Origin of the sequence: Capillimicrobium parvum (genome assembly GCF_021172045.1) — a bacterium.
Taxonomy (GTDB): domain Bacteria; phylum Actinomycetota; class Thermoleophilia; order Solirubrobacterales; family Solirubrobacteraceae; genus Capillimicrobium; species Capillimicrobium parvum.
Genome location: NZ_CP087164.1, coordinates 2,333,039 through 2,359,692 on the forward strand (window position 1 = coordinate 2,333,039; position 26,654 = coordinate 2,359,692).

A 26,654-nucleotide genomic window follows, 5' to 3' on the forward strand; every position below is an offset into this window, starting at 1 on the left:
TCGAGGAGGTTGTGTGAGTACCACGTCGGCCGTCGCCTTCGGCTCCATCGAGGAGGTCGAAGCGGCCCTCCAGCGCGAGCGCTACCTGCCGGACCGTGGTCTGGCCACGGCGATCTACCTGGCGCTCGCGACCCGTCGCCCGCTGCTCCTGGAGGGCGAGGCCGGCGTCGGCAAGACCGAGGTCGCCAAGACGCTGGCCACGATCCTGGACGCCGAGCTCGTGCGCCTGCAGTGCTACGAGGGCATCGACGCGAGCCAGGCGCTCTATGAGTGGGACTACGCCCGCCAGCTGCTCTACGCGCGGGCCATCCAGCTTGGCGAGCAGGGAGTGCGCAGCGCCGAGCTGGGGCTCTACGGCCCCGAGTTCCTCATCGAGCGCCCGCTGCTGCGGGCGTTGCGTCATGGTGGCTCGACGGTGCTGCTCATCGACGAGCTCGATCGCTCCGACGACGAGTTCGAGGCCTTCCTGCTCGAGGTGCTCTCGGACTACTCCGTGACGATCCCCGAGATCGGGACGGTCGAGGCCGCCGTGCCACCCGTGGTGATCCTCACGTCCAACCGGACGCGAGAGCTCCACGATGCGCTCAAGCGCCGCTGCCTGTTTCACTGGATCGACTTCCCGGGCGCCAAGCGGGAGGCGGAGATCATCCGCGTGCGCGCGCCCGGCGTGTCCGAGCAGCTCGCCACGTCCGTCGCGCGGACGATCGCGCGCATCCGGGAGTTGGACCTGATCAAGATGCCGGGCGCCGCCGAGGCCATCGACTGGGCCCAGGCCCTCGTCCTGCTCGGAGCCGATGCGGTCACCTCGGAGGCGGCGCGCGTCAGCCTCGGATGGGTCATCAAGAACCGAGACGACCTCATCCGCGTCGAAGAGCTGCTGCCCGAGCTGCTCGCCGATGAGTGAGGAGCTCCTCGACCGAGTGATCGGCTTCGGGCGCGAGCTGCGCGACGAGGGACTTCCGGTCGGCACCGGGCAGATCCTCGAGTTCAGCCGCGCGGCGGCGATGCTCGGGCCGGCGGACCTCTACTGGGCGGGGCGGGCCACGCTGGTGACGCGCCGGGCCGACATCAAGCCCTACACCCTCGTCTTCGATCGCTACTGGACGGGCAACTACGGCCGCCGGGTGGAGATGAAGGAGGTCATCGAGCGCGTCCGCGGCGTGGCCGACGACGGCGGGCTCGAGGGGGGCGAGCGGGGCCGTGATGTCACGCCTGACGCCGAGCGGGCGAGCCGGCTCGAGCTGCTGCGCACACGCAGCTTCGCCAAGCTGACTCCCGAGGAGCTCAGCGAGCTCGCCCGGCTCGTGGCGCGGATCTCCCTCGCGGTGCCGCTGCGGCGGTCGCGCCGGCGGCAGGCGGCGCGACGGGGGGCGCCGGATCTGCGCCGCACGCTGCGCCGGTCGTTCCGGACCGGCGGCGAACCCGTCGAGCGCGCCTGGCGCGAGCGCCGCCTGCGCAGCCGGCGGGTGATCTTCATCGTCGACGTCTCCGGGTCGATGGCGTCGTACTCGCGTGGGCTGCTCGTGTTCGCGCACGCCGCCCTGCGCTCGAGCGGCAACTGGGAGGCGTTCTGCTTCGGCACGCGCCTGACCCGGGTGACGCGCGCCCTCATGCGCACCGATCCCGACGTCGCGCTGGCCCGCGCCGCCGACGAGGTCCTCGACTGGGACGGCGGAACGCGGATCGGGGAGTCGCTCAAGCAGTTCCTCGACCGCTACGGCCACGGGGGCATGGCCCGCGGCGCGGTCATCGTGATCTGCTCCGACGGGCTCGACCTCGGCGACCCGGCGGTCCTGGCGGCCCAGATGCGCCGCCTGGTGCGCCTCGCGCACCGGGTGATCTGGCTGAACCCGCTGCAGGAGCAGGCCGGCTACCGGCCCATCGCCCGGGGGATGGCCGCCGCGCTGCCATACGTCGACACCTTCGCGAGCGGCCACAGCTGGGCGAGCCTCGAGGCATTGGCCGACGAGCTGGCGGACTAGTTGAGGCATCTGCGAGTGAGGACCACGAACCGGACGAGGAGCCCGACATGACGACGCACGACACCACGAGGACCGAACCACGCGGCGAGAGCGGCTTCGTACAGGCCAACGGGCTGCGCCATCACTTCCTGTCCTACGGCGACGGCGATCGCACGGTGGTGATCGTGCCGGGCATCACGAGCCCGGCCATCACATGGGAGTTCGTGGCGGAGCGGCTGGCCGACCTGGCGCGCGTCGTCGTCCTCGACCTGCGGGGACGTGGGCTGTCCGACGTGCCGGCGCACGGCTACGCCCTGCCGGACTACGCGGCCGACGTGGCCGGCGTCATCGACGCGCTCGGGCTCGAGCGCCCAGTCCTGCTCGGCCACTCCCTCGGGGCGCGGATCGTCGCCGCCCTCGGGGCGCTGCACCCCGAGTCGTGCGGTCCGATGATCCTCGCCGACCCGCCGCTGACGGGCCCCGGCCGCGACCCGTACCCGACGACCCGCGAGAGCTTCGAGCAGCAACTGCACGAGGCCTATGCCGGAACGACGGCGGACGAGGTACGGCGCTTCTACCCACGCTGGCCGGAGGCCGAGCTGCAGCTGCGGGCCGAATGGCTCCCGACGTGCGACGAGAGCGCCGTCATGGCCACCTACCGCAACTTCGAGCTCGAGGACTTCTTCGCGTACTGGACCCGGCTCGGCGGACCGCTGCTGTTCGTCCACGGCAGCGTGAGCCCGGTCGTCACGGCGGCCGGAGCGGCCGAGGTCGCCGCGGCGAACCCGGCGGCGCAGACGGTGGCCATCGCGGACGCCGGGCACATGATCCCGTGGGAGAACCTCGAGGACTTCGTCACGGTGTGCCGCCGCTTCATCGCCGCGGCCGAGTAGCGCCCACGGCTCAGGCGGGGGAGATCACGATCGGCGTGGGCTCCGGGGGGTTGGCGAAGAAGTCGCGGCGAAAGTCGTCGTTGTCGGTCCAGTCGCGCTTGGGGATCTCGCGCCGCAGCATCGTGAACGTCGCCGGTGCCTCGGCGAACGGGAACGGGTCCATGCGCACGCGCCAGGGCCCGTCGGGCTCGATCGTCAGCTCGACGTCCTCGCCGTCGCGCCCCGTCGGGACGGGCCGCAGGACGGCGCGCTCGCCGGCGACGACGTCCTTCATCTGGAAGTACAGCGACAGCCGGTCGTAGATCTGCAGCAGCTTGTAGTTCGTCCACAACTCCTGCTCGGATATGCCGCGCGCCTCGCACACCTGCTTGATGCGCGCCTCCTGCTCGTCGATGAACGCGTCGACCGCCTCCTGCACGAGCGGGGCGAACGTGAGCTTCAGCCCGGGATCGGTGCCGTGGCGGCCGTTGTAGATCCCGCGGCCGTGCATCGCGACGAGCATCCCCGCGTAGTCGTCCTCATCGCTGACCGCGGCGATCTGCGCGCGGTAGAAGGCGAGGTGGGAGATGATCTGCACGTCGAGGAAGTTGCGCGGCTTCACCTGACCGTTCTGGGCGAGCAGGCTCGGGGCGCGCTCCCAGATCGCCCACCCGTCGTCGTGGCGCGCCGTCGCCGAGACGACGACGCGGCGTGGCTCCGGGGCCTCGAAGCGCTCGTTGCCCCAGGCCTGGGCGAAGTCGCCCGCCAGGACGGCATGGTCGGTCTGGAGGACGCACTGCCAGGCGTCGCCGGTGTCTCGCACGATCATCGCCGGCGGAGTATCCCGCTCGCCGGTCGCCAGGGGCCATCGGCCGCCCGCAGGATCGAGGGGATGAGGCGGCGCCCGGCGGACGGATGACCGGCGCTCACCCGTTCGCGTGATCTGGCCCCGGTTTGGTTGACGCGCGGGGTTCGCGGCCTCCACGCTGTCCGCGAGACCGAGATGAGGGGGCGGCCGTGACAGAGCGACACCAGCTCGAGCGAATGACGTGGTCCGAGGTCGACGAGGCGCTGTCGCGCGGGGTGACGGCCGTGCTGCTGCCGTTCGGATCGATCGAGCAGCACGGCCACCACATGCCGCTCGACACCGACTGCTTCATCGCCCGGGAGCTCTCGATCCGCGCGGCCGAGCATGCCGAGGCAGAGGGCGTGACGCTCCTCGTGGCCCCGACGGTCAACGTGACGCTCTCCTGGTACCACATGCAGTACCCGGGCAGCATGCGGCTGACCACGGAGACCTTCCTGCAGGTCTTCCGCGACGTCTGCGACTCCCTCTTCCATCACGGCTTCGAGACCGTCGTGATCGTCAACGGTCACGGCGGCAACGTGCCCGCGCTCACGGTGGCGATCAACCACTACTACGAGACGACGGGCCGGCGCATGCCGTTGACGAACTGGCTGGACCTCGGCTCGGACGTGATCGCCGAGCTCGACACGCCGACGATCCACGCCGAGGAGGCCGAGACGTCGCTCGCGCTCGCGCTCGGTCAGCGCGTCGACATGACCCGGGCCACACGAGACGCGTTCAACCGCAGCGACGCGGTCCGCGATGCCGGGCTGCCGTGGTCGTCGCTCGGCCGCTATGACGCCTTCCACCGCGGCCCGTCCGTGACGGTGCCGATGGACATGCTGCGGGAGATCTCGCCGTCCGGCGTCATCGGCGACGCCACCCGGGCGAGCGCCGAGACGGGCGAGCGGATCCTCGATGCCGTGGTCCCGCGCCTCGTGCGGGTCGCGTGCGATCTCGCGGCGCGGGCGACCGGGGCGGTGGAGGCGTGAGGGCCGAGCGTCTGTCACCGGCCGGCCTCGCCCCGCCCGAGGAGCCGTACGTCCACGCCGTTCGCGCCGGCGACACGCTGTACATCGCCGGCCAGGTGGCCTTCGACGAGCACAACCGCGTCGTCGGCGCCGGCGACCCGCGGGCGCAGATCGAGCAGTGCTGGCGCAACGTCGAGGTGGTGCTGCGATCTCAGGGCGGCTCGCTGCACGACGTCGTGAAGATCGTGTGCTACTTCAAGGACATCCGCCACTTCCCCATCGAGCTCGAGGTCCGCGGAGAGCTGTTCGGCGACGGCCCGTTCCCGGTCGCCACCGTGGTGCAGGTCGCGAACCTGGGCCTCGACTCCCTGCTCGTCGAGATCGACGCGACGGCGGTCCTCGCCGCATGAGTTCACCACCACCGATGACCGGAAGGACGACATGGAGCTGAAGGTTCAGTTGAAGCTGGCGGACGGCAGCGTGGCCTCGAGCCTGGGCTACGAGAGCGCGGTCTCGTCCAGCGTCGAGAGCCTCGGGCTGCGGATGTACCCCATGTATCCGGGGACCCAGGACTCCCGGCAGGGCACGATGTTCCGCGTGCCGGTACCCGACGAGGAGGCGGCGGACCGCGCGCTGGCCCTGCTGCGAGAGCACGAGGGCGTGCAGAGCGCCGCCCTGGCATGAGTCGCGACGGCGCACAGCTGGCGAGCCGGCTGCACGAGGCCTACAACGCCCACGACGCCGATGCCGCCGGTCGCCTCTATGCGCCGGACGGCCGCCACGTCGAGATCGCGACAGGCGGCGAGCGCAGCGGGCCCGAGGCGATCGCGGACGGGCTCCGTGGCCTCCTGGCCGCGTTCCCGGACGCTCGCTGGGAGGAGCGGATGCTCATCGCCGAAGGCGACCGGGCGGCGATCGGCTACGTGCTGACGGGCACGCTGACGGAGGCCTTCGGGCCGTTCGAGCCGAACGGCCAGCGGCTCGAGCTGCCCGGCGTTCACCTCGTGTCGACCGCCGGTGGCGAGATCACCCGCTGCGAGGACTACTGGGACGCGGCGAGCTTCGGCCGCCAGATGCGCGGCTGAGCGCTCAGTCCGCGGTCCGGCGCAGCGACGGGATCCCCGCCAGCATGATCAGCGCCACGATGCCGAGCAGCGTGATCGGCAGCGCGAGGCTGCCCGTGATGTCGCGCAGGGCGCCCGCCAGCGCCGGTCCCACCGCGGCGATCAGGTAGCCGATCGAGAAGCCCATCGCGGTCAGCCGGCTGGACTCCTCGGGGGTCCGGGCGAAGATGACGAAGAGGGTGAGCGTGAGCGGAAAGGCGCCGCCCATGCCCAGTCCCGCCAGGGTCGCCCACACCCATGGGGCGGAACCGCCACCGAGCCCGAGCCCGAGGGCGCCCACGGCGACGAGCGCCGTGCTCACGGCCAGCCACCGGCGCAGGTCGCCGCGGTGCCGGGCGAGCAGCGGCACGAGCACCCCCCCGACGATCTGCCCTGCCGTGAAGACGGTGAGCACGAGGGCCGCCCGACTGTCGGAGTACCCCAGATCCTCGTAGCGCGGCGCGAGCCACGTGAGCAGCACGATGTAGATGATCGACAGCCCGCCCATGTACAGCGTGAGCTTCCAGGCGAGCGGGCTGCGCCAGGGCAGCCGCGTCGGCGCGCGGACGGCCGGCGCACGGTCCGGCGAGACGCGCTCGAGCACCACCCAGGCCGCCACCGCCGGGACCGTGAGCAGGCTCCAGATCCCGAGCGCCGCTTCCCACGATCCCCCCAGTGCGTGCGCGGCGGGGGCGGTGAGGCTCGCGGCCATCAGCGCGCCGAGGTTGATGGCCAGCGCGTAGGCGCCGGTGGCCAGCACCGCCCTGCCGGGGAACCGGCGCTTGACGACCGGCGGGAGGAGCGTCTGCGCGATCGCGATGGCGAAGCCCAGCACGATCGTCGCGCCGAACAGCGATGCGGCGCGGTCGGCCGGCCAGCGCAGCGCGGTCGCGATGCCGATCAGGCCGAGCGCCGCGATGACCGTGCGCTCGGTGCCGAAGCGCTGGGACAGCCGCGCGGCCATGGGGGCGAACGCGGCGAAGCACAGGGAGGGCAGCGTGGTCAGCAGGCCGGCCTCGGCACTCGTGAGCGACAGGTCGCTGCGGATCCTCGGCAGCACCGGACCGACCGATGACAGCCCCGGGCGCAGGTTCAGCGCGGCGAGCGTCAGCGCGACGATCGCGAGGGTCGCGTGACGGCGGGCGAGCTCTGCCGGGGGCGGGGCGCGTCGGATCACCGCGCGGCGTCGATGGTGACGTAACGCTGAACGGCCCGGTCCGCGAGCGCCGGGAACAGCTCCTCCTCGACGCGCTTGAACCACGGCGTGGCCAGGTGCGCCTCGTACGCGGCTTCGTCGCGGTAGCTCTCATACACAAAGAAGGCGTTCTCGTCGTCAGGCGCTTGATGCGTCTCGAAGACGACGTTGCCCTCCTCGGCCCGGCTGGGCCCGGCGATCTCCGCCAGCACGCGGCGGAAGCGGGCCGCATCTCCGTCGTGGCAGCGCAGGGTGATTGCATAGGCGTCGGCCATCGATCCACGTCCTCCTCGCGGGGTTCATCCCGATGACGCGCGCCGTGCGCGGATTGTTGAGCACAACCCACCCGGAGCAGGAACGGCAGGCCCGCGGGCGCCGGCGGGTGCTGGAGTTCCGGCAACCGCACCGTTACCGTGAACCGCACGTGAGCAATCGGCTCCCCGACCCCTTCGCCCGCCTGGAGGAGCGTCCGCTCAGCGTGCCGAAGGGCGAGGCGAACGGCGCCACGGATCTCATCGCGGCGACGTTCCGCGACGCCCCCGTCCCGGCCTTGCTCGTCGAGGTGGGCGCGCCGGAGGGCGTCGTCTGCCGGGCGCCCAACCGCGCCTTCTGCCGGCTCGTCGGTTTCGGCGAGGAGGAGGTGTGGGGACAGCCGCTGGACGAGCTGATCGAGGACGCCTCACGGCTGGTGACGGCCCTGGAGGGCGGCAGCGCCGAGGAACGGTTCGAGGGCCACTGCCGCCACGGCCGCGGCGGGCGGATCCGGGTCGTGGTGGAGGCCGCCCCGCTGGACCTCCCGGGGCAGGAGCGGCTCGCCATCCTGCAGCTGCACGAGATGACGGAGGCGGAGGACGCTCAACGCGCTCTGCGCGAGAGCGAGAACCGCATGCAGGAGGTCGTCGACAACGTCACGGCGCTCATCTACATCAAGCGCCGCGACGGCCGCTACCTGCTCATCAACCGCCACTTCGAGGAGATGTTCGGCGTCTCGCGCGAGGACACGCCGAACTGCAGCGACTACGACTTCTTCCCGCCGGCGATCGCCGCCGTGTACGCCGCCAACGACCGGCGCGTGCTGACGACCGGCAAGCCGATGGAGTGCGAGGAGCCCTGGACGCACGGGCGGACCTGGCTGTCGCTGAAGTTCCCGCTGTTCGACGACGAGGGCGCTCCCTACGCCGTCGGCGGCATCTCGACGGACATCACGGACCGCAGCCGCGCCGAGGCGGCGATCCGGCACGCCAAGGAGGAGGCCGAGCGCGGCAACCGGGCCAAGAGCGAGTTCCTGTCGCGCATGAGCCACGAGCTGCGCACGCCGCTCAACGCCATCATCGGGTTCGGCCAGCTCCTGGAGATGGAGGACCTGCCTCCGAGCGCGAACGAGAGCGTCGAGCGGATCGTCACCGCCGGCCGCCACCTCCTGACGCTGATCAACGAGGTGCTCGACATCAGCCGGATCGAGGCGGGCGCGCAGCCGACCGCGGTCGAGCCCGTGCATGCGTGCGAGCCGCTCGCCGAGGCGCTCGATCTCATCACACCGCTCGCCCGCGAGCGGAAGGTCTCGATCGTGCGCGACTTCCACGGCGGCCTGTTCGAGTTCGTCCTCGCCGACCCGCACCGCCTCAAGCAGGTCCTCCTGAACGTCGTCACCAACGCTGTCAAGTACAACCGGCCCGGCGGGACGGTGCGCGCCGCCTTCGTGAAGTCCGGCGACGATCGCCTGCGCTTCGTGATCATGGACACGGGGCTCGGCATCGAGCCCGAGAACCTGGAGAAGGTGTTCCTGCCGTTCGAGCGCCTGGGTGCGGACCGGACGAACCGCGAGGGCACCGGGCTCGGTCTCGCCCTGTCCCGCGGCCTGGTCGAGGCCATGGGCGGCACCATCGGCATCGAGCGGTCGGCCCCCGGCGAGGGCACCACGTTCTTCGTCGAGCTGCCGCTCACCGAGCGGCGCGACCTGGCCGCGACGGACCTCCTGCGCGGATCGTCGGCCGACGTGGAGGGCCTGACCATCGGCGGCCCCGTGACGGTGGCCTACATCGAGGACAACCTCTCGAACCTGGAGCTCGTGGAGCGCCTCTTCGAGCGCGTGGGGAACGTGACGCTCATCCCCGCCATGCAGGGCCAGCTCGGGATCGAGCTCGCGGCGCGCCACCGGCCGCACCTCGTGCTGCTGGATCTCCACCTGCCGGACCTCGACGGGGACGAGGTGCTGCGGCGGCTGCAGGGCGACGAGCGCACGAAGCACATCCCGGTCATCGTCCTGTCGGCCGACGCGACGTCGGCCCGGATCGACGAGCTCAAGGAACACGGCGCCGCCGGCTATCTCACGAAGCCGATCGACGTGCACGAGTTCCTCGCCGCCGTGCGCCAGACGCTCGCGAGGACCGCATGACGGCGGCCCCGGTCCGCATCCTGATCGCGGACGACCACCCGGTGTACCGGGAGGGCGTCGCCCGGGTGCTGGCGCAGCGGCCGGAGTTCGAGGTCGTCGGCGAGGTCGACGACGGTCGCGCGGCCGTCGACGAGATCCGCCGCCTCGAGCCCGACGTCGCGGTGCTCGACCTGCGGCTGCCCGGGCTCGACGGCGTCAGCGCCGCCGCGGTCCTCGAGCGGGAGGGATCGCCCACGAAGGTGGTCATCCTGTCGGCCTTCGAGGACAGCGCCACGGTGTACCGGGCGATCGCGTCGGGGGCGCGCGCCTACCTGCAGAAGGTCGTCTCCGGCGAGACGCTGTGCCGGACGATCGTCGCCGTCGCGCGCGGCGAGACCGTCATCCCGCCGGCGCTCCAGGGCCCCCTAGCCAGCGAGATCCGCGCCCGCCGCGAGCGAGCGGACGACCCGCTGCTGACCAAGCGCGAGCTCGAGATCCTCCGGCTGGCGGCCGATGGCCTATCGGCGCCCGAGATCGCCGATCGGCTCTTCGTGAGCGTGACGACGGTCAAGACCCATCTGCAGCACGTCTACGCGAAGCTCGAGGTCTCCGATCGCACCGCGGCGGTGGCCCAGGCCCTGCGCCGCGGCCTGCTGACGTAGCGCCCGTTCCGCGCGCCGCATCGTCCGGTCGGACGACGACATGTCGTGCGGCTGATCGTCCGGCAGGCCGATAGGCGGGCCGGGCGTCTCGGGCGAAGGTTGGCGACAGGGGAGTGCGCCGTGCGCGCGCCGCCGGCCATACCGCGACGGAGAGGCAGTCAATGAGACGATCGAGGCAGGCGCCGAGCCCTCCGAGGCCGCGATCGGTGTGTGACGGGGCTCGTCCCGGCGCGCCGAGCGCCGACGAGCTCATGAGCCGGATCGGGTCGGCGTACGACCAGCGCTTCCGCGACTTCCATCGCGTCGCCTCGGCCATCCTCGGAGACGCGGATCTCGGTCGGGACGCCGTTCAGGAGGCGTTCGCCCGGGCGATCAGCCGCCGGTTCGACTACCGGGGCGACGGACCGCTCGAGGCGTGGCTGTGGCGCGCTGTGACGAACGTCGCGCGCGACTACCGCCGTACGGCCCGGGCCACGGTGCTGCTCGGGGATCTGCCGGAAGGCGGGTCGCGCGGCATCGAGGCCGATTCGTTCGACTCGACGATCCGCAACCGCGTCGCGCGGTTGCCGGAGCGCCAGCGCACCGCGTTGTTCCTGCGCTACTACGTGGACCTCTCCTACACGGAGATCGCCGAGATCCTCGAGATCCGCACGGGCACCGTCAGCGCCACGCTGAACGCGGCGATCAAGGCGCTGCGCAAGGACCTGAGCCCGGAGCTGCAGCGCGACGTCGCCGAGGCCGAGCCGGTGGCGGTGGCGGTGGCCGCGTGAGCGGGCTCATGAGCAGGACCCCGGCGCGTCGCGTCCGGGTGGGAGGACCGGTCCCGCCGACGAGAAGGGCGATTGGACGATGGAGCTGACGAACGAGTTCACGGTGGCGGCGCCGATCGGCGAAGCCTGGCCGTTGCTGACCGACATCGAGCGGATCGCCCCGTGCGTCCCCGGGTTCCGGCTGACCGGCTCGTCGGACGGCGAGTACCAGGGCACGATGAAGGTGAAGGTCGGCGCGGTGCAGACGACCTACGAGTGCGTGGTCCGCTTCGTCGAGTTCGACGAGGAGCAGCACCGCGCCGTGATCGCCGCCCAGGGCAAGGAGGTGCGCGGCCAGGGCGGCGTCACCGCCTCGATCACCTCCACCCTCAGCCCCGAGGGCGACGGCACCCGCGCCACCGTCGTCACCAACCTCGACGTCACCGGCCGCGTCGCGCAGTTCGGCCGCGGCATCCTGGCCGACGTCAGCAACCGGCTCGTCAAGCAGTTCGTCGCGAAGCTCGAGACGACGATGCTGGAACCGGACCCCCGTCCGGCCGAGGGGCCGGCGAGCGGACGTGGGGGCGCGACGTCGAGCGGATCGGCCGCGTCGCCCCCCACGTCGTCCGCTTCCGCGGCGGCCCCGCCCGGCGACGACGAGGCGCTGAACCTGCTGTCCGTCGCCGGAGCGCCGATGGTCAAGCGGCTCGTCGTGCCCGCCCTCCTGCTGCTCATGCTGGTGCTCGTCCTCCGAGCGCTCGCGCGGAGATGACCATGGGCGCGTCCGAATCCATGGGCGGCACGGCGCGGGCGGTCCTGGACGTCGCCGAGGCGTGGGTGCGCGACGGCGAGCGCGTGGCGCTCGCGATGGTGGCCGGCACGAAGAAGTCGGCGCCGCGGCCGGTCGGGACCAAGATGGCGGTCAGCTCGTCCGGGCAGATCGAGGGTGCGGTGTCCGGGGGCTGCGTCGAAGGCGCGGTCGTCGAGGAGGCCGAGAGCGTCATGGCGACCGGCGAGCCGCGCCTGCTGCACTACGGCATCAGCGACGCCGAGGCATGGGACGTCGGTCTGCAGTGCGGCGGCGAGATCGCCGTCTGGGTCGAGCCGTTCGCGATGCCGTCGGAGTCGGAGGCGGACGACACGCCCGAGCGCCTCAGCGCGGCCTTCCGTGACCTGCAGCGCGCCGGTCGGCGCGCCGCGCTCGTGACGCTGATGCGCGGCCCGCGCCCCGGGGCCAAGCTCCTGCGCCTCGACGACGGCACGCACCGCGGAACCCTGGGCGACGAGCGCGCCGATGCGCTCGCCGCCGGGTACGCGGACGAGATGATGTGGGCCGGCTCGTCGAAGCTCTTCGAGGAGGCGGACGACGACCTGGCGCTGTTCGTCGACGTCAGCGCGCCGGCGCCCCGGCTGTTCATCTTCGGCGCCGTCGACTTCTCCACCGCCCTGTGCACCCTGGCGCGCTTCCTCGGATGGCGGCCGTTCGTGATCGACCCCCGTGGCCGCTTCGCGCAGCCGGCGCGCTTCCCCGACGCCGAGCAGGTTGTGGCGGAGTGGCCCCAGACCGCGTTCGAGCGCCTGGGGGGCATCGACCGGGCGACCTCGGTGGTCGTGCTGACCCACGATCCCAAGCTCGACGACGCCGCGCTGCGGGCGGCGCTGGCCTCGGACGCTCCGTACATCGGGGCGATGGGCAGCCGCACTGCACAGGCGGCCCGTCGCGAGCGGCTGCTCGAGGCGGGGATCGACGAGTCCCTCCTGGAGCGCATCTCGGCCCCGGTCGGATTGAACGTCGGCGCGCTGACGCCGGAGGAGACGGCCCTGTCGATCATGGGCGAGATCGTGGCCCTCCAGCGGGGACGCGACGGGGGCCGGCTCGCGAACGCGGCGACGCGCATCCACCCAACGACGGCGGGCATCGGGAACGAGCGTTGAACGCATCGCCACCTCGCGCCCGCCAGCGGGGGCAGATGCTGTCCCACGAGGAGGCGTGGGCCTGTGTGGCGGGGAGCGTCCGGCTGCTCAGGGTGGAGCGCGTACGGCTGGCGCGTGCGGTCGGGCGGACGCTCGCCGAGCCGGTCGTCGCGGCCGTCGACCTGCCGCCGTTCGACCGCTCGGCGATGGACGGGTTCGCCGTACGGGCGCAGGACACGTACGGCATGTCCCTGCGGGTCGTTGGCAGCCTCGCCGCCGGCGACGTCCCGGCCGTCAGGGTGGCGCCGGGCACCGCGGTGGAGATCTCCACCGGCGCCCCGCTGCCCAGCGGGGCCGATGCCGTGCTCCAATCGGAGCTCGCGAGCGTCCACGGGGACGGGATCGTCCCGCACGAGCCGATCGCGCGCGGCCGCTTCGTGCGCTACCGGGCCGAGGACGTGCGCGAAGGAGAGGTCCTGGCCCGCGCGGGCACGGTGGTGTCGGTCAAGCAGCTCGCCGCGCTGGCCTCCGCCGGCGTCGCGGAGGTGGTGGTGCACCGGCGCGCCCGGGTGAGGATCGTCGTCAACGGCGATGAGCTACTCGAGCCGGGCACGCCGCCACGCGCCGGGGCCGTGTACGAGGTCAACGGGCTCGTCCTGCGCCACGTCGCCGAGCGGATCGGCGCCGAGGTCGTCGCCGCCACGCTCGTCGGCGACGATCCCGAGGCGGTGCGCGCCGAGTTCGAGCGCGGCCTCGACGGGGACGTGCTGATCGCCGCCGGTGGGATGGCGGGCGGTCGCCACGACCACGCCCGGGCGGCGTTCGCGGCATGCGGTGTGGAGGAGCGGCTCCGGGGGGTCCTCATCACGCCCGGCAGGCCCTTCTGGTTCGGGTGCCGGGGAGGCACGCTGGTCTTCGGGATGCCCGGCAGCCCCCTCTCGAGCCTGGTCTGCTCGCTGCTCTTCGTCGAGCCGGCAGTGCGCCGGATGCAGGGCGAGGCGCACGCCGTCGCACGAGTGGTGCGTGCGCGCCTGGCCGTCTCCGTGGCGCCGGAGGACGGCCGGACGACGCTGCTGACCGCCCGCCTCGACCGCGCGGCCGACGGGGGGCTGCTCGCTACGCCGACGTTCCGCCAGGGGCCGCACGTCACCGCGGCGCTCGGAGAGTGCGACTGCTTCGTGATCGTGCCGCACGACGCGCCGCCGCTGGCCGCCGGGTCGGAGGTCCAGGTGCTGCTCGCCTGCGCCTCCGACGGGGATCTCGCCTGGCCGCTCGACGCGCAGTAGCCGCTGTCGCCCCCGGTCCGGCCGGAGCACGTTGTGATGGACCGCACATTGCTGCAAACTGCGGCTACACGGTGGCAAACGAGAATCGATTCAAAGACATCGAAGCCGCTGCTCGAGGGGAACTGGTCGTCGCTTCGGCCGGCGCCACGGGGGACGTGGGGGCCCTGGTCGAGGAGCCGGACGTGCGCGTGCTCGGCGCGCCGGCGCACCCGCGCCCGTTCGATCGCATCGCACGTATCGCCGCCATCGCGTTGCGCGCCCCGATGGCCGTCGTCACCCTGCCCGGCGACGACGAGCAGCAGCTCGTGGGCGCCTACGGCGCCGAGGAGCTGGTCGACGGCCACGCCACGCTGCCGCTCGCGCATGGGTTGTGCCCGATCTCGCTGACCGCGAGCGAGCCGTTCGTGGTCGAGGACATCGTCGACGAGCCGATCCTGCGCGACAACGTCTCCGCCCGGACGCTGGGCCTCGTCGCGTACGCGGCCGCGGCCCTGCTCGTCGACGGCCGGCCCGCCGGCATGCTCTGCGCGATCGATCGCGTGGCGCGCCCGTGGTCGCAGCGCGATCGCGCCCTGCTCACCGACCTCGCGGCATCCGCCGCCGCCGAGGTGTCCGCGCAGGGGATGTCGGCGCGCCTCGAGCGCCAGGCGATCCAGCTCCGCGAGCTGGCCGCGGCGTCGCAGGAGATCCTCCGCTCCGACGTCTCGCTCCAGGACCTCATGTCGGAGATCACCCGCCGCTCGCGAGCGATCATCGGCGCCCACCAGGGCGTCGCGAGCCTGACGATCGGGTCGCTGACGACGCAGTGGATCACCGCGGTGGATCTCTCCGACCGCTACGCGGCGTGGCGCACCTACCAGGTCCATCCCGACGGCAGCGGGATATACGCCATGGTGCCCGAGACCCGGCGCCCGATCCGCATGACCCAGGCGGAGCTCGTCGCCCACCCGCGCTGGCGGGGCTTCGGGGCGGAGGTCAAGCACCACCCGCCGATGCGCGGCTGGCTGGCGGCTCCGTTCCTCGGGCGCGACGGCAAGTGCCTGGGGCTCATCCAGCTCTCCGACAAGTACGAGGGCGACTTCACCGCCGAGGACGAAGCGGCGCTGGTGCAGCTCGCGAACGTGGCGGGATGTGCCATCGAGGAGGCGTATCTCGCGGCCGAGCGCGATCACATCGCCTACGCGCTCCAGGCGAGCCTCGTGCCGGACAAGCTGCCGCACATTCGCGGCATCGAGGCCGTGGCCCGGTGCGAGGTCCCGCGCTCGGGGCAGCTGCCGGTGGGTCAGTTCTACGACGTGTGCGAGACGCCGGACGGCTCCTGGGCGGTCACGGTGGCGGACGTCTCGGGCACCGGTCCGCAGACGACCGCGGTCGCCGGGCTGGTGAGGAGCACGCTGCGCGGGCTCCTCGACGAGCCGTCGCCGGCGGCGGCCCTCACGCGCCTGAACGCGACGATGCTGCGCGAGCGTGACGACCTGCGCTTCGCCACGGTGGTGCACACGCGACTGCGCATGGGCCGCCGGCCCCGCCTCGTCGTGTCCTGCGCGGGGCACACGCCGCCGATCCTGCTGCGCCCCGGCGAGGACGGACGGCCCGTCGGCCGCGGGGGCCAGGTGGTCGGAGCGATCCCGGGCATGGCGCCGGTGGACGTCGACGTCGATCTGCTGCCGGGCGACACGCTGCTGTTCTACACCTCGGGGGTCGTCGAGGCCTGGCGGGGCGACCGGTCGACCGTCGTCGATCTCGCGGGCAGTCTCGGCTCGCTGAGCACGGCGCCCCTGGCGACGATCGCCGACGCGGTGGAGCGCGTCGCGCGCAACCCGGCCCGGCAGGGCGGGGAGGGCGACTTCGCGATCGTCATCCTGCGCGTCGCCTGAGCGCCGCTCGTCCGAGCAGGGAACATGGCGCGTTCAGGGCGTGTGAGGTAAACGTTTGCGGGCCCGCGCGACGCGGGCGTCCAGCTCGGTCGCCGCGGCGGCGTACAACGGCTCCGCGATCCTTCGCGCCTCCGGGAGGCGGATGCGCTCGAGCATCCACCGCAGCTTCGCGTGCGCCTTGCCGGCATCGCACTCGCCGCGCTCCACCCACGCGCCGGCGAGGGGCGCGTTGACATCGAGCCACGACAGCGAGTCGGCCGCTTGGGCCAGGTCCCCTTCCGCCGTCCCGCCGAACTCGTGCTCGAGGATCGGCACCCGGGTTGCCTCCACGAAGCGCTCCGACGCGCCCTGGCCGCGCAGCCATGCCGCGACCACGACCGCGGAGCGCTCGCAGTGCCTGCGGTTGTACTCGGGGTCGTCCCATGGTGTCCGCCGCTTGTCGAGCACCGGTCCGCCCGGCACCGAGCGCTCCATGTCGTGGGCGAGCACCGCGATGACGACGGGCTCGGAGGCGGTCGGATCGAGTGCCAGCGCCCAGTCGCCCGCCCGAACCAGGTGGTCGCGGTCGTAGTACGGCTCGATCCAGTCGAGGACGTGCGCGTGCAGGCGCCGGAACTCGTCGGTGAACGCGCGGTCGGGAAGCCGGCCGTGGGGCGGTGCGGCGATCGGCTGTGGGGTGGGGCGGCGGTCGTTCACGCTGTCGGCATGCCTCGGGATCCCCGGCGCATCTAAACAGGACCGCCGAGCCGCTCGTCGTCGAGTACAGCGAGCAGGTGCTGCGCTCGCGCCCGATTCGACCCCGGCTGCAGGCACGCCCAGGAGGCACGATGGCCACCACGGAACGGACGTTTCCCAGCCCCTTCTCGGTGGCCACCCCGACCGGCGCCGAGGGGTGGGAGGAGCTGTATCCCTACTACCTGCGTTTCCGCGAGGACCAGCGGGAGTCGGAGGAGAGCCGCTTCTGGTTCTTCGACGGCATGCACAATCCGCAGCCGATCTACCCGTTCGACACGATCATGGTCGAGAACTGGTGGGTCTCCTGCAACCTGCAGACGGTGCGGCTGTGGCAGGTGCCGCCGGCGCTGGGCATCGACCAGCGCATCATGAACGGCTACATCTACTGCAGCCCGACCGCGCTCGATGATCCGGACGAGGTGGCCGCGCGCGTGCCCGTCTTCCAGCGGCGGGCGGGCTACTACTTCCAGCACTGGGACGAGATCTACGCCGCGTGGATCCCGAAGGCCGAGGACTGCATCGAGCGGTTGAAGGCCATCAGCTTCGAGCCGCTTCCCGACAAGGAGCCCGAGAGCTCCGTCACGGAGCACCCGGGGGTGTACAGCAGCTGGCATCTGCTGCGCCGCTACGACGAGCTGATCTCGAACATGTTCGAGATGGGGTCGTATCACTTCGAGATGCTGAATCTCGGCTACGGCGCCTACAACACGTTTCGCGAGTTCTGCCAGGCCGCGTTTCCCGGGATCACCGACCAGACGATCGCTCGGATGGTGGCCGGCATCGACATCATGTACTTCCGGCCCGACGACGAGGTGCGCGGCCTCGCGCGCCGGGCCGTCGAGCTGGGCCTGGCGCCGCTCGTCCGCGAGCTGACCGACCCTGACGAGCTGATGGCGGCGATGGCCGAACGCTCCGAGGGCCGCGAGTGGCTGACCGCGCTCGAGGCGGCCAAGGAACCTTGGTTCTGGTACTCGACCGGTGTCGGCTACACGCACACCGACCGCGCGTGGATCGACGACCTGCGTCTGCCGTTCGACGCGATGCGCGGCTACGTCGACAAGATCGAGGCCGGCGAGGACATCGACCGGCCGCTCGAGCGCGTCCTCGAGGAGCGTGCGCGGATCACCGAGGAGTACGCGGAGGTGATCGCCGCCGACGAGGACCGCGCCGCGTTCCTCGAGCTCGTGGAGCTCGCCCGTCAGGTCTATCCGTACGTCGAGAACCACAACTTCTACGTGGAGCACTGGCACCACTCGTTGTTCTGGAACAAGGTGCGCGAGCTGGGCGACCTGTTCGTCGGAGCCGGGTTCTTCGGCGACCGCGAGGACATCTTCTACCTGCACCGCGACGAGGTGCGCTCGGCGCTGTACGACCTCGTGGCGGGCTGGGCGACCGGCTGCACGCCGAGAGGCCCGAGCTACTGGCCGCCGATCATCGCGCGGCGCGTCCGGATCCTCGAGGCGCTGCGCACGGCCAATCCCGACCCGGCCCTCGGCACGCCGCCCCTCGAGATCAAGGAGCCGATCTCGATCATGCTCTGGGGGATCACGCCGACCATGGTGGAGAGCTGGCTCGACGGCGGCGAGGACGCCGCCACGGAGCTCCGCGGCGTGGCGGCATCGCCCGGCGTCGCCCGGGGGCCCGCGCGCGTCGTCAACTCGCCCGACGAGCTCCACGGCGTTCAGAGCGGCGACGTGCTGGTCTGCCGCATCACCGCGCCGAGCTGGGCCCCGGTGTTCTCGCGCGTCGCCGGCGCGGTGTCCGACATCGGGGGGATCATGGCCCACACGGCGATCGTCTCCCGCGAGTACGGGCTGCCCGCCGTCGTGGGCACGGGCTTCGCGACCCAGAACATCAAGGACGGCCAGCTCGTCGAGGTGGACGGCGACAACGGCGTGGTCCGCATCCTCGACGCCACGGCGACATGACCGCGGCGGAGCCATCGATCGTCTGGCTCGACGAGGACGGCGCCACGCCGGAGCGGCTCGGCGGCAAGTTCGGCAGCCTCGCGGAGATGGTGCGCGCGGGCTTCGCCGTGCCGCCCGGCTTCGGCGTCACCACGGCCGCCTACCGGGCATTCGTGCAGGCGGGCGGCCTCGACGAACGCATCGGCGGGCTGCTCGGCGAGGCGCCGCCGGACGACCTGGACGCGATCGAGCGCGCGAGCGCCGAGATCGCGCGGCTGATCCGGCAGGCGCCGATGCCGGCCCGGCTCGAGGACGAGATCCGCGCGGGCTACGCGGAGCTCGAGTCGCGCACGGGCACGGCGGGCGTGCCGGTCGCCGTGCGCTCGAGCGGCGTGCTGGAGGACACGGCGGGCGCCAGCTTCGCGGGCCAGTACGACACCTATCTCTGGATCCAGGGCGCGGACGCCGTGCTCGAGCACGTCCGGCGTTGCTGGTCCGGGCTCTTCGGGCCCCAGGTGTTGACGTACCACCCGCATGGCGAGGGCGTCCGGCACGCCGAGCGGGCGGCGATGTGCGTCGGGGTCCAGCAGATGATCGCCGCCCGGGCCGCGGGCGTCGCGTTCACCCTCGACCCCGTCACCGGGGATCGCTCGAAGATCGTCATCGAGGCGGTGTGGGGCCTCGGCGAGGGGGTCGTGAGCGGTGACGTCTCGCCGGATCGCTTCCGCGTGGACAAGATCACCCTCGAGGTCCTGTCGCGCGAGATCGCCGAGAAGGCGGGCGAGCACCGGCTCGATCCCGCCTCGGGCAGCGTCCGCCTCGTCGACGTCGAGCCCGAGCGCCGTGGCGCCGCCAGCCTCGACGACGACCTCGTCCGCGCGATCGCGTCCGAGGCCAAGCGCATCGAGCGCCATCGCCAGGCGCCGCAGGACATCGAGTGGGCGGTCGACGAGGAGGCCCGCCTGCACGTGGTCCAGGTCCGGCCCGAGACGGTGTGGAGCCGCCGGCCCGCGAAGCGGATCGTCGAGCCCGGGCAGGGGGCGCTCGACCGCGTGCTCTCCAGCTTCATCCGGCCGGGGGGACGATGAAGGCGGCGCCCATGGGGTACGTCCGCCCCGGCACCGTCGCCGAAGCGGTGGCCGAGCTCGCGCGCCACGACGGCACGGCCCGCGTCCTCGCCGGCGGCCAGAGCCTCGTGCCGATGATGCACATGCGCCTGATGCGGCCGTCGACGGTGATCGACATCAACGCGCTCGACACCGAGCTCGGACGGATCGAGGCGAACGGCTCCGACACGCTGATCGGCGCCCTCGTGCGCTACCGCGAGCTCGAGACGTCGCCGGTGGTGGCGGAGCGGCTGCCGATCCTGTCGACGATCGTGCGCCACATCGGCGACCGGCAGGTCCGCAACCGCGGCACGGTCGGCGGTGCGCTCGCGCAGGCGGACCCCACCGGGGAGCTCGCTCTCGCCTGCCTGGCGCTCGGGGCCGAGGTGACCGCGCGCAGCGCGCGCGGCGAGCGGACCATCCCGATCAGCGAGTTCTTCGAGGGCGCGTACGCCAGCGCCCTGGAGCCCGACGAGCTGCTCACCGCGGTTCGCGTACCGCTCGCCCCGACGCACTGCCGCTTCTTCGAGCGTGCGCGCAAGCACAACGACTTCGCCGTCCTCAGCGTGCTGGCGATGGGCAGCGCCGCCCCGGACGGGCGCTGGTCGTCGGTGCGCCTGGCGCTGGGTGGCGTCGACGAGCGTCCCGTCCTCGCGACGGCCGCGGCGGCGAGCCTGGAGGACCGGATCTGGGACGACGCCGCGATCGCCGAGGCGGCCGCGCTGGCCCTCGACGCCATCGACCCGCCCGACGACGTGCGCGCCAGCGCCGAGTACCGCCGCCACCTCGTCGGCGTCCACGTGCGACGCGTGCTGGCCGATCTCGACCAGCGAGGGCAGGGCAGATGAGCGACGAGGTCCCGATCACCGTGACGGTCAACGGCACGGTGCACCGTGCGAGCGTGGACGCGCGCACCCATGCGGCCGACTTCCTGCGCCACACCCTGCACATGACCGGCACGCACGTCGGGTGCGAGCAGGGCGTCTGCGGCATGTGCACGGTGCTCCTCGACGGCGACGCCGTGAAGTCGTGCCTGCTCCTGGCGCCGCAGCTCGACGGGCACGAGATCGAGACGGTCGAGAGCCTGGCCGACGGCGACGGGCTCAACGCGCTGCAGGAGGCGTTCCGCGACGCCCACGCGCTGCAGTGCGGGTTCTGCACCCCCGGGTTCCTGATGACCACGACGGCGCTGGCGCGCGATGGCCGGCGGCGGTCCCGCGAGGAGATCCGCGAGGAGCTCTCGGGCGTGCTGTGCCGCTGCACGGGCTACGAGAACATCGTCACGGCGGTCGAGCGCCATCTCTCGGAGGCCCGCGGTGTCTGACGTCGTCGAGTCCCCCTCGGCTCCTCGCAGCGGGGTCATCGGCGACTCGCCGGCGCGCAAGGAGGACGACCGGCTGCTGCGCGGGGAGGGGCGCTTCGCCGACGACGTCACGCCGGCCAACGCCCTCCACATGGCGGTCGTGCGGTCCCCGTTTCCCCGCGCGCGGATCGAGGCGATCGACATCTCGGCGGCGCTCGAGATGGACGGCGTCCACGACGTGCTCGTCGGGACCGACGTCGCGGCGCGCAGCGAGCCGATCAACGTGCTGCGCCCCACGCCGGGCGCCCCGTACGTGACCTACTACGCGCTGGCCCAGGGGCGCGTCGAGTACGAGGGCCAGCCGGTGGCGAGCGTCGCCGCCACGAGCCGGCACATCGCCGAGGACGCGGCGGAGCTCATCGAGGTCGACTACGACCCCGTGGAGCACGTGCCCGACGTGATCGCGGCGATGGAGCCCGACGCGCCGGTCCTGCATCCCGACGTGCTCGACTCGAACCTGCTCGTCTCCAACCCGCAGTCGGTGGGCGACAGCGCGAGCGCCATCGCCGCCGCCGACACCGTCGTCAGCGGCCGGTTCTTCGTCAACCGCGTGAGCGGCCTGCCCATGGAGACGCGCGGCATCGTCGCCGAGTGGCGCCCAGGGGGCCGCGAGCTGTCCGTGCGGCTGTCGACGCAGACGCCCCATCTCGTGCGCAGTCAGCTCGCCCACTGCCTGCGCCTGGACGAGAGCTGGATCCACGTCGTCGCAGCGGACGTCGGCGGCGCCTTCGGCCTCAAGCTCGGCGTCTATCCCGAGGACCTCCTCGCGTGCCTGCACGCGATGGCGCTGCGGCGCCCGGTCAAGTGGATCGAGGATCGCCTCGAGTTCTTCCGGGCGACCACCCACGCGCGCGAGGCCGTGCACGACTTCCGCATCGCAGCGGATCGCGAGGGACGCATCGCCGCCATGGAGGACGTGTACGCCACGGACCTCGGCGCCTACTACGGCTCGTTCGGATCCGCGCAGCTGTCCAGCGTGACCTACAGCGGCCCGTACCGGCTCGACCACGGGACGGTCGAGCGGCGCGTCACGATGACGAGCAAGACGCCGGTCGGAGCCTACCGCGGGTACGGCCAGCCGGAGGTCAACTTCGCGCGCGAGGTCCTGCTCGACCGGCTGGCCCGGCGTCTCGAGATGAGCCCGGTTGAACTGCGCCGGCGCAACATGCTCACGCCGGAGGAGCTGCCGTGGCGCAACACCACCGGGGCGGTCTACGACAGCGGCGACTACGCGGAGTGCCTGCTGGCGGCGGTGGATCGGATCGGCTACGACGAGCTGCGGCGGACAGGGCACGGCCCTCGCGCCGACGGCCGGTACGTGGGCGTCGGGCTGTCGTCGTTCGTCGAGCGCACCGGCTACGCGAGCTCCAGGTTCCTCGCCGGCCGCGGATCGAAGTTCGGCGCCCACGAGAGCGTGACGGTTCGCGCCAACCGCTCCGGCGGCATCGACCTCTATACCGGCGTCTCGACGTTCGGGCAGGGCAGTGAGACCGCCTTCGCGCAGGTGCTCAGCCACGTCCTCGGCATCGCCTACGACCGAGTGCACGTGCATGCCGGCGACACGTCGGCGACGCCGCTGAACACGGGCGCGTTCGCGTCGCGCACGATGATCGCGGCGGCGGGGGCGCTCGAGAAGGCGGCCGCGGATCTTCGGGCGAAGACGCTGAAGGTCGGAGCGTGGCTCCTGGAGGTCGACGACCCGGACGAGCTCGAGATCGCCGGCACCGTCGTGCGCGTCGCGAGCGACCCCGCCCGCAGCGTGGCGTTGCGGGACGTCCACGAGGAGGCGATCCTCGGGCTGCGTCTGCCGGAGGGCATCGAGCCGGGCCTGGAGGCGACCGCCTACCACGAGCCGACGCACGCCGCCTTCGCGTACGGCACCGCCGCGGCGCTCGTCTCCGTCGATGCGGAGACGGGCGACTTCGACGTCGAGCGGTTCGTGATGGTGCACGACTCCGGAACGCCGGTGAACCCGCAGCTGATCGACGGGCAGATCCGAGGCGGCCTGGCGCAGGGCCTGGGAGCGGCGCTGCGCGAGGAGCTGCGCTACGACCCGGAGACGGGCCAGCTGCTCAACGGGACGATGCTCGACTACTTCGTCCCGACCGCGTGCGACATGCCGCCGATCGAGCTCGTGCACACCGAGGTCGCGTCGCCCGTCACGCCGTTTGGCGTCCGTGGGGTGGGGGAGACCGGGACCATCCCGGCGGGCGCCGCGATCGCCAACGGCATCTGTGACGCGCTCAGCGGGCTGGGCGTGGAGATCTCCCGCCTCCCGCTGACGCCGGAGCTGGTCTGGCGGGAGATCCAGCGAGCGAGAGGCGTGCCCGCATGAAAGTCAACGAGTCGTTCGTGATCGCCGAGCCCCCGGAGCGGATCTGGGAGTTCTTCGAGCAGGTGGATCAGGTCGCACGCTGCGTGCCGGGCGTCGAGTCCGTGGAGGTCATCGACACCGACAACTCGAGGGTGCGCGTGACGCAGGCGGTCGGCCCCATGACCGCGACGTTCGACCTGAAGATGCGCATCACCGAGCGCCGGCCGCACGCGTTGATGCAGTTCACCGCGGTGGGACGCGCGGTCAAGGGGGCGGCCGGCAACATCCGCACGACGAACACCGTGCGGCTCGCGCCGCTCGACGAGGGGACGCGCGTCGAGCTCGAGGCCGAGCTGGCGATGGGCGGGGTGCTCGGGTCGGTCGGTCAGAAGGTCGTCGCCAAGCAGGCGGGCCAGGTGACCCGCGACTTCTCGGATGCGTTGGAGCGCGCGATCCGCGGCGGGGGTGCCCCGGTCGAGGCTGCGGCCGAGACGCCGGCCGGCGAGCCCGCCCCTCGCGGTCCCGTGCCCGTGCCCGAGCGGACGCGTTCCGCGGCGCTCCAGGCGCGCGCCGCCATCCTCGCCGCAGCGACGGCGCTGCTGATCTGGCTGGTGGTGCGGCGCGTTCGGGGCAGATGAGGGCGATGACCACGTGATCGCCGCGACCAGAGTCAGGAGGTGTCGGCCATGACCACCCGCGTCGGGCTGATCGTGCCGAGTTCCAACACCACGATCGAGACCGAGGTGCCGCACATGCTGCGCCGGCACGGCGAGGTGACCGGCGAGCGCTTCACGTTCCACTCCAGCCGGGCGCAACTGCACCAGGTCGACGCCGAGTCGCTGGACCGGATGGTCGCCGACAGCGACCGCTGCGCGCGCGAGCTCAGCGACGCCCGCGTCGATGCGCTGGTGTACGCGTGCCTCGTGGCGATCATGGTCCGCGGTCACGGAGCGCACGAGTCCTCCGAGCAGCATCTGGCCGAGGTGGCGGCCGCCAACGGCGGAGCCGCACCGGTGGTCAGCAGCGCAGGCGCGCTGATCGGCGCCATGGAGGCGCTCGGGCTGCAACGCGTCGCGATCATCACCCCGTACCTGCCGGAGCTGACCGCTGCGGTCGCCGGCTACATCGAGTCCTACGGGATCACGGTGACGGACGCGGTGTCGCTCGGCGTGGCCGACAACGTCGAGGTGGCGGGGATCTCCGAGGCGCGGCTCGTCGAGCACGCCCGGCGGCTGGACACGACCGCGGCCGACGGCGTGGTCCTGTCCTGCTGCGTGCAGATGCCGTCGCTGTCGGCGATCGCGCCGGTGGAGGCCGAGCTCGGGATCCCGATCCTCTCGGCCGCGACCGCGACGGTGTACCAGCTGCTGCGGGCGCTGGACCGGCCGCCGGTGGTCCCGGGGGCGGGGCGGCTGCTGTCGGGCGAACCGGTCGGTGCCGGCGGCGGCTGACGACGCGGCCGCGCTGTTCGCTGCGCCCTGCGCCCACCGCCCTGCGTCCTGCGCCCTGCGCCCTGCGCCCTGCGTCCTGCGTCCTGCGTCCTGCGCCCTGCGTCCTGCGTCCTGCGTCCTGCGTCCTGCGCCCTGCGCCCTGCGTGATACGTTTCCACCTTGATCGTCAAGGACGGTGGTCAAGCCCGTGAGCGTGGGTGTCTTCGCGGATCGCCGGCCGAGAGAATCGGTGTTTGATCACATGAGCGGTGAGACGGTGCGGCCGCCGCGGCGGCCGACGATGAAGGACGTCGCCCGCCACGCGGGAGTCTCGATCAGCACGGTCAGCTACGTCCTCAACGACAGCGGGCCGGTGGCCCCGGATCGCCGCGCGAGGGTGCTCGACGCGGTACGGGTGCTCGACTACGCGCCGAACGAGTCGGCGCGCCGGCTCAAGCGCCGCTCGGCCTCCACAGTGGGCCTCGTGGTGCCCGACCTCGCCAACCAGTTCTTCGCGCTGGTGGCCGAGGGCGTCGCGGCCGCCGCTTCCGCGCGCGACGTGCTGGTCGTCCTGTGTGCGCCCGAGGCGACCGAGCAGCCGTCCCACCATGCCGGCCTCCTGCGCAGCCAGCGTGTGGACGGCGTCATCTGCCTCTCGGGGACGGGCACGACCGCGGGCTCCCTGCTCGACCTCGCGCGGATCGGCCCCGTCGTCCTGGTCGACGAGCAGATTCCCGGCTTCGACATGCCCGCCGTGATCTCCGACGGTCGCCGGGGGGCGCGCGAGATCGGCCGGCACGTCCTCCAGCACGGCCACTCGCGCCTGGCGGTCATCGGAGGGCCGACCCAGCTCTGGACATCCGGCCAGCGTCTGGCCGGCTATCGCGAGGCGCTCGCCGCGGCAGGGCGGGACCCCGACGACGTCCCGGTGTACGTCGGCGACTACCGGCAGCGGTCCGGGACCGAGCTCGCGAAGGCGGCGCTCGCCGGTCCGCCGGACATACGGCCGACCGCGCTGCTGTGTGCGAACGATCTGATGGCGATCGGGGCGCTCGAGTACTGCAGGTCGGTGGGGCTGCGGGTGCCGGAGGACGTCAGCATCGTCGGCTTCGACGACCTGCCGATGGCCGCGCTGCTCACCCCGCGGCTGACCACCGTGCGCCAGCCGGCGCGAGAGATGGGCCACCGTGCGGCGAGCCTCCTCTTCGAGCTGCTCGGCGACAAGCCCAACGGCGCCGGGGACGGCATGTTCCCCGTCGAGCTGCAGATCCGCGACTCGGCCGGTCCGCCGGCCTCCTAGCGCGTCACGACGGACGTGCAGGGGCGTCCGCCGGCCTCGTAGCGCGTCACGACGCGGACGTGCGGGGGCGTCCGCCGGCCTCGTAGCGCGTCACGACGCGGACGTGCGGGGGCGTCCGCCGGGCAGATGCGGGTAACGGGGGCGCATACGGTCGCCAAGAGGAGGAGATCAGCAGCATGGCCCCCGAGAAGCCGCACTACGACCACGAGGACGAGGGACGCGACATCGCCGACGAGGCGAAGGACGTCCCCGACCCCGCCAACCATCCCGCCACCGGGTACGGCGGCGTCATCGAGCCACGTGAGCCCGATTTCGAAGAGCCCGACACCTACGACGAAGACGACTGACTGAGCGCGTGCGCGAGCCACTCGCCGTCCGCTTCGCCGACGCCGCGCGGGAGCCCGAGGCCCCCGGAATCTCGAGCCATGCGATCGAGGTGGGCGGTGTCCGCTGGGCCGTGGTCGTGTACGAGCCCGGCGTCCTGCGCGAGGAGTGGTGCACCGAGGGCCACTCCGGCTACGTCCTCGACGGCGCGGTGACCTACGAGTTCGCCGACGGCGACCCCCCGCTCGCGCTGGCCGCCGGGGAGGGCTTCACGCTTCCCGCCGGCGGCGGAGGCCATCGCGGCCGGTCGGGGCCCGCGGGCGTGCGGCTGTTCCTCATCGACCGGGAGGGCTGAGTTGTCCTG

The 26,654-nt window shown here is 72.5% G+C and carries 28 protein-coding genes; 24 read left to right on the forward strand and 4 right to left on the reverse strand.

The genetic code is table 11. The features are described 5' to 3' along the window. The first annotated feature begins 13 nt into the window (after nucleotides 1–13). The 3 genes from DSM104329_RS11575 to DSM104329_RS11585 are packed head-to-tail and all read left to right on the forward strand — an operon-like array spanning nucleotide 14 to nucleotide 2,854. Nucleotides 14–904, forward strand: a complete 891-nt coding sequence (locus tag DSM104329_RS11575) for an AAA family ATPase (protein ID WP_259315595.1) — start codon at nucleotides 14–16, stop codon at nucleotides 902–904. Then, nucleotides 897–1,982: a vWA domain-containing protein gene (locus DSM104329_RS11580; RefSeq protein ID WP_259315596.1), complete on the forward strand. Its 1,086-nt coding sequence runs from the start codon at nucleotides 897–899 to the stop codon at nucleotides 1,980–1,982. The genes DSM104329_RS11575 and DSM104329_RS11580 overlap by 8 nt, the downstream gene beginning before the upstream one ends. A 47-nt stretch (nucleotides 1,983–2,029) precedes the next feature. After that, nucleotides 2,030–2,854 carry an alpha/beta fold hydrolase gene (locus DSM104329_RS11585; protein ID WP_259315597.1) on the forward strand — a complete coding sequence of 275 codons (825 nt, stop codon included), beginning with the start codon at nucleotides 2,030–2,032 and terminating at the stop codon, nucleotides 2,852–2,854. A gap of 10 nt (nucleotides 2,855–2,864) precedes the next feature. On the opposite strand, the gene DSM104329_RS11590 is transcribed toward DSM104329_RS11585, so the two are convergent. Then, nucleotides 2,865–3,662 (reverse strand): DUF3891 family protein, encoded by a 798-nt coding sequence (locus DSM104329_RS11590; RefSeq protein WP_259315598.1) that lies wholly within the window; start codon nucleotides 3,660–3,662, stop codon nucleotides 2,865–2,867. Nucleotides 3,663–3,850: 188 nt separating this feature from the next. Between DSM104329_RS11590 and DSM104329_RS11595 the strand changes: the two genes are divergently transcribed. The 4 genes from DSM104329_RS11595 to DSM104329_RS11610 are packed head-to-tail and all read left to right on the forward strand — an operon-like array spanning nucleotide 3,851 to nucleotide 5,736. Beyond that, complete coding sequence (locus DSM104329_RS11595; RefSeq protein WP_259315599.1) at nucleotides 3,851–4,672, forward strand: creatininase family protein; 822 nt, start codon at nucleotides 3,851–3,853, stop codon at nucleotides 4,670–4,672. Further along, a complete protein-coding gene (locus DSM104329_RS11600; protein ID WP_259315600.1) occupies nucleotides 4,669–5,061 on the forward strand; it encodes a RidA family protein in 393 nt (130 codons plus the stop codon). The genes DSM104329_RS11595 and DSM104329_RS11600 overlap by 4 nt, the downstream gene beginning before the upstream one ends. 31 nt (nucleotides 5,062–5,092) lie before the next feature. Continuing rightward, nucleotides 5,093–5,335, forward strand: a complete 243-nt coding sequence (locus DSM104329_RS11605) for a hypothetical protein (protein ID WP_259315601.1) — start codon at nucleotides 5,093–5,095, stop codon at nucleotides 5,333–5,335. After that, nucleotides 5,332–5,736 carry an ester cyclase gene (locus DSM104329_RS11610; RefSeq protein ID WP_259315602.1) on the forward strand — a complete coding sequence of 135 codons (405 nt, stop codon included), beginning with the start codon at nucleotides 5,332–5,334 and terminating at the stop codon, nucleotides 5,734–5,736. Before DSM104329_RS11605 ends, DSM104329_RS11610 begins: the two co-directional genes overlap by 4 nt. Before the next feature lie 4 nt (nucleotides 5,737–5,740). Here DSM104329_RS11610 and DSM104329_RS11615 read toward each other — a convergent pair whose 3' ends face one another. Both DSM104329_RS11615 and DSM104329_RS11620 read right to left on the reverse strand, forming a co-directional pair. Further along, on the reverse strand, nucleotides 5,741–6,931 hold the full coding sequence (locus DSM104329_RS11615) for an MFS transporter (protein ID WP_259315603.1): 1,191 nt from the start codon (nucleotides 6,929–6,931) through the stop codon (nucleotides 5,741–5,743). Then, on the reverse strand, nucleotides 6,928–7,224 hold the full coding sequence (locus tag DSM104329_RS11620; RefSeq protein WP_259315604.1) for a putative quinol monooxygenase: 297 nt from the start codon (nucleotides 7,222–7,224) through the stop codon (nucleotides 6,928–6,930). The genes DSM104329_RS11615 and DSM104329_RS11620 overlap by 4 nt, the downstream gene beginning before the upstream one ends. 149 nt (nucleotides 7,225–7,373) lie before the next feature. On the opposite strand from DSM104329_RS11620, the gene DSM104329_RS11625 reads away from it, so the two are divergent. From DSM104329_RS11625 to DSM104329_RS11655, 7 genes are all read left to right on the forward strand, one after another. Then, the gene (locus DSM104329_RS11625; protein ID WP_259315605.1) at nucleotides 7,374–9,344 is read left to right on the forward strand and encodes an ATP-binding protein; all 1,971 of its coding nucleotides are present in this window, start codon (nucleotides 7,374–7,376) and stop codon (nucleotides 9,342–9,344) included. After that, entirely contained in the window at nucleotides 9,341–9,985 is a 645-nt protein-coding gene (locus tag DSM104329_RS11630; protein ID WP_259315606.1) for a response regulator, read from the forward strand. The genes DSM104329_RS11625 and DSM104329_RS11630 overlap by 4 nt, the downstream gene beginning before the upstream one ends. Nucleotides 9,986–10,236: 251 nt before the next feature. Then, nucleotides 10,237–10,755 carry an RNA polymerase sigma factor gene (locus DSM104329_RS11635; protein WP_259315607.1) on the forward strand — a complete coding sequence of 173 codons (519 nt, stop codon included), beginning with the start codon at nucleotides 10,237–10,239 and terminating at the stop codon, nucleotides 10,753–10,755. Nucleotides 10,756–10,834: 79 nt separating this feature from the next. Continuing rightward, the gene (locus DSM104329_RS11640) at nucleotides 10,835–11,506 is read left to right on the forward strand and encodes an SRPBCC family protein (RefSeq protein ID WP_259315608.1); all 672 of its coding nucleotides are present in this window, start codon (nucleotides 10,835–10,837) and stop codon (nucleotides 11,504–11,506) included. A 2-nt stretch (nucleotides 11,507–11,508) separates the two neighbouring features. Continuing rightward, complete coding sequence (locus DSM104329_RS11645; protein ID WP_259315609.1) at nucleotides 11,509–12,669, forward strand: XdhC family protein; 1,161 nt, start codon at nucleotides 11,509–11,511, stop codon at nucleotides 12,667–12,669. 35 nt (nucleotides 12,670–12,704) lie between these two features. After that, entirely contained in the window at nucleotides 12,705–13,934 is a 1,230-nt protein-coding gene (locus DSM104329_RS11650) for a molybdopterin molybdotransferase MoeA (RefSeq protein WP_259315610.1), read from the forward strand. 155 nt (nucleotides 13,935–14,089) lie between these two features. Next, nucleotides 14,090–15,811, forward strand: a complete 1,722-nt coding sequence (locus tag DSM104329_RS11655; protein ID WP_259315611.1) for a PP2C family protein-serine/threonine phosphatase — start codon at nucleotides 14,090–14,092, stop codon at nucleotides 15,809–15,811. A gap of 33 nt (nucleotides 15,812–15,844) precedes the next feature. Here the strand turns inward: DSM104329_RS11655 and DSM104329_RS11660 are convergent, their stop codons facing one another. Continuing rightward, nucleotides 15,845–16,507 carry a hypothetical protein gene (locus DSM104329_RS11660; RefSeq protein WP_259315612.1) on the reverse strand — a complete coding sequence of 221 codons (663 nt, stop codon included), beginning with the start codon at nucleotides 16,505–16,507 and terminating at the stop codon, nucleotides 15,845–15,847. 131 nt (nucleotides 16,508–16,638) lie between these two features. On the opposite strand from DSM104329_RS11660, the gene DSM104329_RS11665 reads away from it, so the two are divergent. From DSM104329_RS11665 to DSM104329_RS11710, 10 genes are all read left to right on the forward strand, one after another. Next, nucleotides 16,639–18,474, forward strand: a complete 1,836-nt coding sequence (locus tag DSM104329_RS11665; protein WP_259315613.1) for a PEP-utilizing enzyme — start codon at nucleotides 16,639–16,641, stop codon at nucleotides 18,472–18,474. Beyond that, nucleotides 18,471–19,541, forward strand: coding sequence for a PEP/pyruvate-binding domain-containing protein (locus tag DSM104329_RS11670; protein WP_259315614.1), 1,071 nt, complete (start codon nucleotides 18,471–18,473; stop codon nucleotides 19,539–19,541). The genes DSM104329_RS11665 and DSM104329_RS11670 overlap by 4 nt, the downstream gene beginning before the upstream one ends. Nucleotides 19,542–19,552: 11 nt before the next feature. Then, entirely contained in the window at nucleotides 19,553–20,407 is an 855-nt protein-coding gene (locus tag DSM104329_RS11675) for an FAD binding domain-containing protein (protein WP_259315615.1), read from the forward strand. After that, nucleotides 20,404–20,883, forward strand: coding sequence for a (2Fe-2S)-binding protein (locus tag DSM104329_RS11680; RefSeq protein ID WP_259315616.1), 480 nt, complete (start codon nucleotides 20,404–20,406; stop codon nucleotides 20,881–20,883). The genes DSM104329_RS11675 and DSM104329_RS11680 overlap by 4 nt, the downstream gene beginning before the upstream one ends. Beyond that, a complete protein-coding gene (locus DSM104329_RS11685; RefSeq protein WP_259315617.1) occupies nucleotides 20,876–23,257 on the forward strand; it encodes a xanthine dehydrogenase family protein molybdopterin-binding subunit in 2,382 nt (793 codons plus the stop codon). Before DSM104329_RS11680 ends, DSM104329_RS11685 begins: the two co-directional genes overlap by 8 nt. After that, complete coding sequence (locus DSM104329_RS11690; RefSeq protein ID WP_259315618.1) at nucleotides 23,254–23,874, forward strand: CoxG family protein; 621 nt, start codon at nucleotides 23,254–23,256, stop codon at nucleotides 23,872–23,874. The genes DSM104329_RS11685 and DSM104329_RS11690 overlap by 4 nt, the downstream gene beginning before the upstream one ends. Nucleotides 23,875–23,922: 48 nt before the next feature. Beyond that, nucleotides 23,923–24,687 (forward strand): maleate cis-trans isomerase family protein, encoded by a 765-nt coding sequence (locus DSM104329_RS11695; protein ID WP_259315619.1) that lies wholly within the window; start codon nucleotides 23,923–23,925, stop codon nucleotides 24,685–24,687. Between the two features lie 241 nt (nucleotides 24,688–24,928). Beyond that, nucleotides 24,929–25,966: a LacI family DNA-binding transcriptional regulator gene (locus DSM104329_RS11700; RefSeq protein WP_259315620.1), complete on the forward strand. Its 1,038-nt coding sequence runs from the start codon at nucleotides 24,929–24,931 to the stop codon at nucleotides 25,964–25,966. Nucleotides 25,967–26,142: 176 nt separating this feature from the next. After that, nucleotides 26,143–26,313, forward strand: coding sequence for a hypothetical protein (locus DSM104329_RS11705; RefSeq protein WP_259315621.1), 171 nt, complete (start codon nucleotides 26,143–26,145; stop codon nucleotides 26,311–26,313). Nucleotides 26,314–26,321: 8 nt separating this feature from the next. Beyond that, entirely contained in the window at nucleotides 26,322–26,645 is a 324-nt protein-coding gene (locus tag DSM104329_RS11710; RefSeq protein ID WP_259315622.1) for a cupin domain-containing protein, read from the forward strand. Nucleotides 26,646–26,654 lie beyond the last annotated feature (9 nt).